The sequence below is a fragment of the Paenibacillus sp. SAFN-117 genome, from assembly GCF_051966115.1.
Lineage (GTDB): Bacteria > Bacillota > Bacilli > Paenibacillales > NBRC-103111 > Paenibacillus_L > Paenibacillus_L residui.
In genome coordinates this window covers 21,420-29,178 of record NZ_JBQCLK010000053.1, presented here as the reverse complement: position 1 = coordinate 29,178, position 7,759 = coordinate 21,420, and the positions used below count along the sequence as shown (strand labels likewise).

General features: G+C 52.4%; 7 protein-coding genes. 5 read left to right on the top strand and 2 right to left on the bottom strand.

All coding sequences use genetic code 11. The features are described 5' to 3' along the window. Window positions 1-803 precede the first annotated feature (803 nt). Together ACTHRH_RS24565 and ACTHRH_RS24560 are read right to left on the bottom strand one after the other, a co-directional pair. Window positions 804-2,138 (bottom strand): glutamate-1-semialdehyde 2,1-aminomutase, encoded by a 1,335-nt coding sequence (locus ACTHRH_RS24565; RefSeq protein ID WP_379291470.1) that lies wholly within the window; start codon window positions 2,136-2,138, stop codon window positions 804-806. 120 nt (window positions 2,139-2,258) lie between these two features. Continuing rightward, entirely contained in the window at window positions 2,259-3,287 is a 1,029-nt protein-coding gene (locus ACTHRH_RS24560) for an LCP family protein (protein WP_440418070.1), read from the bottom strand. Window positions 3,288-3,625: 338 nt separating this feature from the next. Between ACTHRH_RS24560 and ACTHRH_RS24555 the strand changes: the two genes are divergently transcribed. From ACTHRH_RS24555 to ACTHRH_RS24535, 5 genes are all read left to right on the top strand, one after another. Next, window positions 3,626-4,735, top strand: coding sequence for an ABC transporter ATP-binding protein (locus ACTHRH_RS24555; RefSeq protein WP_379291466.1), 1,110 nt, complete (start codon window positions 3,626-3,628; stop codon window positions 4,733-4,735). Next, window positions 4,732-5,526, top strand: coding sequence for an ABC transporter permease (locus ACTHRH_RS24550; protein WP_379291464.1), 795 nt, complete (start codon window positions 4,732-4,734; stop codon window positions 5,524-5,526). Before ACTHRH_RS24555 ends, ACTHRH_RS24550 begins: the two co-directional genes overlap by 4 nt. 3 nt (window positions 5,527-5,529) lie before the next feature. Beyond that, a complete protein-coding gene (locus ACTHRH_RS24545) occupies window positions 5,530-6,315 on the top strand; it encodes an ABC transporter permease (RefSeq protein WP_144941845.1) in 786 nt (261 codons plus the stop codon). A 90-nt stretch (window positions 6,316-6,405) separates the two neighbouring features. Beyond that, the gene (bcp, locus tag ACTHRH_RS24540; protein ID WP_440418067.1) at window positions 6,406-6,888 is read left to right on the top strand and encodes a thioredoxin-dependent thiol peroxidase; all 483 of its coding nucleotides are present in this window, start codon (window positions 6,406-6,408) and stop codon (window positions 6,886-6,888) included. After that, window positions 6,885-7,610, top strand: a complete 726-nt coding sequence (locus ACTHRH_RS24535; protein ID WP_379291460.1) for a hypothetical protein — start codon at window positions 6,885-6,887, stop codon at window positions 7,608-7,610. The genes bcp and ACTHRH_RS24535 overlap by 4 nt, the downstream gene beginning before the upstream one ends. Window positions 7,611-7,759 lie beyond the last annotated feature (149 nt).

The window sequence follows — 7,759 nt, the reverse complement described above, 5'->3', positions numbered from 1 at the left end:
CTCCAAAAAGAGAGGAATTGTATACATGGTTATTTTTTTATGGTGCGGACTCCGGAATTAGGGGGCCTAGCCGGTTTATCCAGTTAGTTTGATCATTTTCGCCCATTCGCTTGAATCTACCTGTACAAAATACAGTTAGACGTGCCGCTTCACTTGCAACGATGCCTGCAGACGGTAAAATAGACGGATTTTCAAGGCAGTTGAGTCACATATTAGAAATCGGCTGCAAACTACCTGTATAAAATACAGTCAGATCGGCCTCAGAATGGAGTATTATTGCAAATAACGGAAGTGTTAAGAGTAGAACTACTTCAAAACGAGTGTGGGGCTGCCAAAAAGTGGGGTAAACAGTCGATTAAATGCCAAATAGTATAGTCGATTCAATTTCAATATAGTCGATTCAATTCCAAACAGTGGAATATATAGTGGATTCAATTTCAAATAGTGGAATAAACAGTCGGTCCAATGCTAAATAGTGGAATATGCGGTCTATACACTGCAAAATAAAACAGTCGGATTACTTGTATAATGGGCAATAATGGCAGGGGAAATCCAGTTGGATAACTGCCAAATGGAAAATATTTACAACAAAAAATACAGTTACATCGCAGCATAGAAGATTAACAGGGCCCCTAACTACCCGCAGTGCAGAGCCGCAACGCATCGTGCGGTGGGAGTCTCATGCGGTGCGAAAAAATGCCGGCAAAGCAGCGACCCGCGCCAAGAGAGGCGCGGGTCGCTGTAGTTGCCGCATCCCATATTGCCGGGTATATATTTTACCCTCGGATTCCGCGAGCGGGTGTTTACTTGCCCGAAACCGCCATTTGCCGGAAGGCATGCTCGGCGGCGCGGATGGTTTCGTCGATATCTTCGTCCGTATGACGGATGGTCAGGAACCACGCCTCATACTTCGATGGTGCCAGGCAGATGCCCTGCTCCAGCATTAACCGGAAAAACTGGGCGAACTGTTCGCTGTCCGTGTCCTGCGCCTCCTCGTAATTCGTTACGGGATGGTCGCAGAAATGCGTGGAGAACGCGCCCCCGATCCGGTTGATCGTGAGCGGGATCCCGGCGCGCACGGCGGCGGCGGCGATGCCCTCCGTGAGCCGGCTGGCGGCGCGCTCGAGCCTGTCGTAGGTGCCTGGCTCCTCCAGCACCTCCAGACAGGCGAGCCCTGCGGAAATCGAAGCCGGGTTGCCGGCCATCGTTCCGGCTTGATAAGCCGGGCCCAATGGGGCAACCTGCTCCATGATTTCCCGCCGGCCGCCATAGGCTCCGATCGGCAATCCGCCGCCGATGATCTTGCCGAGCGCGGTCAGATCGGGCTCGATGGCGCGCAACGCTGCGGCATCGGCGAGGCCGAGGCCGGGATAGGTCTGGGCTGCGCCATAGTGGAAGCGGAAGCCGGTGATCACCTCGTCATAGATGACGAGTGCGCCGTGTTCCCTGGCCAGGCGGCACAGCCCCTCGAGAAAGCCCGGCTGCGGCATCACCATGCCGAAGTTGCCGACGATCGGCTCCACCATGACCGCGGCCGTTTCGCTTCCCCAACGCTCGAGAGCTGTCCCCAGCGCGTCCAGATCGTTGTACGGAACGGTGATCACTTCGTTGGCGATGGAGACCGGCACTCCGGCGCTGTCCGGTGTGCCCAGCGTGGAAGGCCCCGAGCCCGCGGCCACCAGAACGAGATCGGAATGCCCGTGGTAGCAGCCGGCGAACTTGATTACCTTGGTCCGGCCGGTGTAGGCGCGGGCGACCCGGATGGTCGTCATGACCGCCTCCGTCCCCGAGTTGACGAAGCGGACTTTATCGAGGGAAGGTACGGCCTTCTTCAATTTGCGGGCGAATTCGATTTCCAGCTCGGTCGGGGTGCCGTACAGCGTTCCGTTCTGCGCCGCGCGGCAGATGGCCTCGGTCACTTTAGGATGGGCGTGCCCGAGAATAATAGGGCCGTAAGCGGCAAGATAGTCTATGTATCGGTTGCCGTCCTCATCCCAGAAATAAGCTCCTTCTCCTCTCTTCATAAATACAGGCGCGCCTCCGCCTACCGCTTTAAAAGAACGCGAGGGACTGTTCACCCCTCCGACAATATGTTCGAGCGCTTCTTGATACAGCGCTTCGGATCGTGTTCTGTCCATGTTTCCTCATCCTTTGGATTCCTATTATAGATCAAGCGCCCCTTCCGGGGCGCTTGCGGGCGCTGACCGATAGAATCGGCACCCAAGGTCCTGCCTATCCCTTCATGCTTGGCGCCGATGCTATCGCTTCGGATTCGGCGTAGCTTTGTTGGTTGGTGAATTAGATGCAGGTGTTGGAGAAGCGGAAGGGGAGGGGGATACCGTCTCCTCTGCTTCCTTGTTGAACAAATCCTCTATATACTGGTGCAGCTTTTTCGTGTCGACGGTAACTACCGAGGCTCCTCCGATTTTTTTCTCCTGAAGAAGGCTCATCGGCGGAATTTGCTCGCTGGTCAATCCTTCCGTCTTGGCGTCGTACCCAAGCGATGCCAGCTTCAGCATATCGTTCATCGGAATATTCGTCTCGATATAAGGATCGATGCTCTGCAGGATGTTGGGCAGCCTCAGCAGCGATGTCGTGGACTGCATCTTTTTCGCCAGGGCCGACAGGAAGTTGCGCTGCCGCTCCGTTCTTGTATAATCACCGGTCGCATCATGCCGGAAGCGGACGTATTGAATCGCCTTCTCCCCATCCAAATGCTGATAACCTTTTTTCAGATCAATTTTAAAGTTGTCGTAGCTGTCATAGTAATACATGTCTTTCTCAACTTCATAATCAATTCCGCCCACTGCGTCCACTAATGCGACAAAGCCCTGGAAGTCCGTGTAAATATAGTACTGTATCGGAATGCCCAGTAATTCACTAGCTGTTCTCATTGCGAGATTTGGGCCGCCGAATGCGAGTGCTGCATTAATCCGATCCGAATTATGCCCGGGAATTTTCACATACGTATCTCTTAGAATAGAAAATAAGTACGACTTTTTGGTAACCGGATCAATCGAGGCTACGAGCATCGTATCGGACCGGGGAGCTTCATTCGGGTCCCTGGCATCTCCTCCCAAGAGAAGAATATTAACCCTCTCTTTGCCTTCCCATTTGGGCGGCGGAGGATTGGTAGTCGGGTTTCCCGGGGAGAAAAATTTCGACTGTTCCGTGGGATCGACATAAATTTTATTGGCAAAATCGTATATATGATAAGCGAAATAGCCTATGATTCCCAGCAGCAGAACACACAGGGAAACCACAATCCATTTGATTTTTTTTCGCATGGGGAACTCCCTTCATTTGGTATATGAGCGAAGGCAATGAGCTTTTGGCATAAAGGCGGTTGTTCATGTATTATTAGCTAATAGAGATAAATTAACTCTTATCTCCGTGGTTGAAACGTCCGTCCCGCCAGTCCCGGACCGCATGAAGGCTGGGCTGCTATACGGCGCAGAAGCATTATTTCCCGGCGTACAAGCCTTCTGTCGGCTTAAATAACGGACACGAAACGACAACTCTTGGCAGCATCATGCAAAATCTATCACTTATTATAGTTCTTTCGTCTGTACTACCGCAAGTGGGCCGATTTTGCTAGATTTGACATTATGAGGGGGGATTTGCCATGTCGGCCATCAAGGTTCGTGATTTATACAAGCAGTTCAAAGTTCAGAAAAACCGGGAAGGTCTGAAGGGCGCGCTCCAGGACCTGTTCAAAAGAGAGTACCGTCAAATTACGGCGGTTGACCATATATCGTTCGACATTCCCGAAGGGGAGATTTGCGGATATATCGGGGAAAACGGCGCCGGCAAGTCGACTACGATCAAGATGCTGACCGGTATCCTGGTACCGACCTCGGGCGAGCTGAAAGTCAACGGATATGTCCCGTACAAGGAAAGGGAGAAATTCGTGCGCGAAATCGGCGTCGTATTCGGTCAGCGCAGCCAGCTCTGGTGGGATATCGGCGTAATTGAATCGTTCCAGCTTCTGCGCAAAGTCTATCGGGTGGAGCCTGAGGTATTCCGGCCTCGGTTCGACGAGTTGGTGGAGCGGCTTCAGCTTCAGGAGCTGCTGCACAGGCCGGTGCGCAAATTAAGCCTGGGACAGCGCATGCGGTGTGAATTGGCGGCATCTCTGCTGCATAATCCGTCCATCCTGTTTCTGGATGAGCCGACAATCGGCCTGGATATCGTAGTGAAGACAGAAATTCGCGAATTCCTCAAATCTTTAAATCAGCGGTATGGGACTACTATTCTGCTGACCACTCATGATTTGCAGGATATAGAAGCGCTGTGCTCCAGAGTCATTATGCTGGACGAAGGGAAAATTATTTATGACGGCGGTCTGGAAGAGCTGAAGAGCCGCTGGGGTCAAGGCAAGGAGGTCGTTTTCCGTTTCGCCGCCCCGGTGATTATCGGTCAATTGGAGGCGATGACGGCCGGCTTGCAGGTACGGTGGACTCTCGAAGCGGGCACCATAGCAAGGGTTTGGGTTCCGGCGGAAACCAGTATATCGGAAGTGCTGGGCCGGGTGGTAGGAGCCGCTTCCGTAGAAGATGTCAAAATCATAGAAACAGAGACGGACGATATTGTGAGAGAGATCTATAAATCCGGAAGCTCCTCAGCGGCAGATCGTCTGCCCGGAGGAGGAAGAGGCAGCGGCACGACGACGGAATCGCCCGGCCAAGAGGAAGAGGAAGCCGTGCTTGCCGGAGGGGGCCGTGCTTCTTCATGATGAGCGCTTATTTGGACTTGATCCGCATCCGTTTCTTGATGATGCTGGCTTACAGGGTTAATTATTATTCAGGTATCGTAATTTATGTCATTAATATTGGGGCGCAATATTTTCTGTGGCAGGCCATCTACCAGGGCAAAGATTCGCTGGCCGGCCTCGATGCCGTCCAGATGACGACCTATGTAGCTATTTCCTGGATGGCGAGAGCATTTTACTTCAATAATCTGGACCGGGAAATTGCCAATGAAATTCGGGACGGCAGTGTTGCCGTGCAGATGATCCGGCCCTATAACTATCTGGTCGTCAAAATGATGCAGGCGATGGGCGAAGGAATCTTCCGCCTGCTTCTATTCTCGGTGCCCGGAATGATCATTGCCTCGCTGCTGTTTCCAGTCCGTCTGCCGTCTGATCCGGGGGTATGGTTTGCTTTTGCGGGGATGCTGCTGTTCAGTTTTCTGATCAACTCGCAGATCAATATCCTCACCGGGCTCTTTGCCTTCTTTGTGGAAAATAATGAGGGCATGATGCGGATGAAAAGGGTCGCGGTTGACCTGTTCTCCGGCCTCGTTATCCCGATTTCCTTCTTCCCGGAATGGGGGCAGGCGGTAATGAAGCTGCTGCCTTTCCAGGCGATTACCTATTTGCCCGGAGCAGTGTTCGCCGGCAATGCGGCAGGGACCACGGCAGCCGGAGTGCTGAGCGTACAGCTCTTCTGGTTTGCGGTCCTGATCGTTCCGATCCTCATCATGTGGCGGTCGGCCAGAAACCGATTGTTCGTACAGGGAGGGTAGTCCATGTTTTATGCTTCTTTGTTCTGGGATTATTTGAAAAACTACATGAAAACAAGGCTGACCTACCGCGCCGATTTCTGGATAGAAGTGCTGTCGGACCTGCTGTTTCAGGCCATGAACCTGTTTTTTATTCTCGCGGTATTCCTGCATACGGATTACCTTGGAGGATGGAATCAGGCCGAAATTTTGTTTATTTACGGATTTTTCATGATCCCCTATGGAGTGTTTAGCTGCTTCTTTAATTTATGGAACTTTACCGAAAGGTATATTGTCAAAGGAGAGATGGACCGGGTGCTGACCCGGCCTGCCTACCATCTGGCCCAGCTTGTGCTGGAGAATATGGACCCTGCTTCTTTGGTCGGATCGCTGGCCGGTGCGGTGGTCATGGGATATGCATGGACTCAGCTGGATATTACGCTGGCATGGTACGATCCGATCGTTTTTATCGTTTTATTGATTGGAGCGGTATTGATTTATTTGGGAGTTTACGCATCCTTGACGGCGGTATCCTTCTTCATCGATGCCCCGACGGGCATTCTGCCGCTGATGTGGAATATCCAAAATTATGGGCGGTATCCGGTCAATGTTTATAACCGATTCATTCGGGCGCTGCTTACCTGGGTTATTCCTTTTGCTTTCGTCGGATTTTATCCGGCGTCGTATTTTCTGGACCGTGCCAATTGGGGATGGGCCGCTCTATTAACACCGGTAGTCGGATTGATCTTCGCATTCATCGGACTAAGCATATGGAATTATGGGGTGCGGAGATATCGCGGGGCAGGCTCCTGATCATTTAAAATAGAATCAGTAGAACCGGTTTCCATGGATTAGTCGGGGAGATTTTGAAGCATATTAAAAGGAAAGGGGGGATAGGTAGCTATGTCTACTCAGTTTCAACCGGGTGAGGCCGTTCCCGATTTCACTCTGCCGGCCTCTAACGGGGAGGAAGTAAGCCTAAGCGGCTTCCGCGGCCATAAAGTGGTCCTCTTTTTCTATCCTAAAGATTTAACGCCGACTTGCACCCAGCAATCCTGCGATTTTCGGGACCATCATTCACGCTTTGCGCAGGCCGGGGCTGTTGTTATTGGGATAAGTCCGGATTCTTTGAAATCGCACCGCAAGTTTATTGAGAAGCACAACCTTCCGTTTCTTCTATTGGCCGATGAGGAGCAGAAGGTCTGCCGGCTATATGGAGTTTGGAAGCTGAAGCAAATGTTCGGGCGGGAATACATGGGCGTGGAACGATCGACATTCGTCATCGACGAGCAGGGAAGGTTGATTCAGGAATGGCGCAAAGTGAGACTTAAAGGCCATATGGAAGCGGTTCTGACGGCGCTCACGAACGGAGAGAAAGCGTCATGAGCGGCCGGGAACGCGATTTGATTTCACCTTTATCCCGCTCGGTTAACGTCTATTTTATTGCCGGAATAGGCACCTGGTTTTCCGGAAATATGTTCGCCCCGGCCATGCAGCTGCTGGCGGACAAATTCCGGGAGGGCGGCTGCTCCCGCATTCATTCGACGGCCTTTTATCCTTATGGCACCATGGATCATCTACCGCGCAGCCGGATCCGGATAACGATGCTTCGTCAAGCGATTCAGGTGATCTGTGACATGTACCGCCGGCCCGATCGCTCTCCGGCTATCGTCGGGCTGACGAGGGACATCCGGAAGGATTACGGGCGTTCCGGCGAAGGGGACATTGTCCTGGTAGGCCATAGCGGAGGCGGCATTGCGGCTTACGGTGCAGCGCGGCTGTTATCCGGCCAGGGCTATTCCGTCCCCCATGTCGTACAGGTCGGTTCCCCCGAATGCCATATTGTTCCTGAGTGGCGGGAACGGGTCTACCGGCTTCGCCAGCCGGGCTGGAAGGATTGGGCCACCTGGTGGCGATTGTCGCTGTTTTCCCATCCTCTGCGCAGAGATACCGTCTCCATTGAGAAGGGACACCCATACTATTTCTGCCCCGACACCAAGGATAAGGATGGGGTTTCTAATCTGTCGAAGGTAATAGATAAAATATGGGAGGGGCTCCGTTATGAAGCGGAACAGGAATTCCAATCAGAGCTTGAGCCCAATGTGTAGCAACGTGCCGTTTATGTAATGATAAAAAGGCATTCCAGAGCTTCTGCTAGCTCCGGAATGCCTTTTTACTGTTCAAAGAAGTTGAAAATAACCATTCCCTTTAGACGGCTATCCCTCTCGCTCAGCACCGTTGTGCCGGACAGCGGATC

Excerpts from the sequence above, each read along its gene's own strand:
- ACTHRH_RS24565 (WP_379291470.1), bottom strand. The coding sequence starts at position 2,138 with ATGGACAGAACACGATCCGAAGCGCTGTATCAAGAAGCGCTCGAACAT.
- ACTHRH_RS24560 (WP_440418070.1), bottom strand. The coding sequence starts at position 3,287 with ATGCGAAAAAAAATCAAATGGATTGTGGTTTCCCTGTGTGTTCTGCTG.
- ACTHRH_RS24545 (WP_144941845.1), top strand. The coding sequence starts at position 5,530 with ATGTTTTATGCTTCTTTGTTCTGGGATTATTTGAAAAACTACATGAAA.
- ACTHRH_RS24555 (WP_379291466.1), top strand. The coding sequence starts at position 3,626 with ATGTCGGCCATCAAGGTTCGTGATTTATACAAGCAGTTCAAAGTTCAG.
- ACTHRH_RS24535 (WP_379291460.1), top strand. The coding sequence starts at position 6,885 with ATGAGCGGCCGGGAACGCGATTTGATTTCACCTTTATCCCGCTCGGTT.
- bcp (WP_440418067.1), top strand. The coding sequence starts at position 6,406 with ATGTCTACTCAGTTTCAACCGGGTGAGGCCGTTCCCGATTTCACTCTG.
- ACTHRH_RS24550 (WP_379291464.1), top strand. The coding sequence starts at position 4,732 with ATGATGAGCGCTTATTTGGACTTGATCCGCATCCGTTTCTTGATGATG.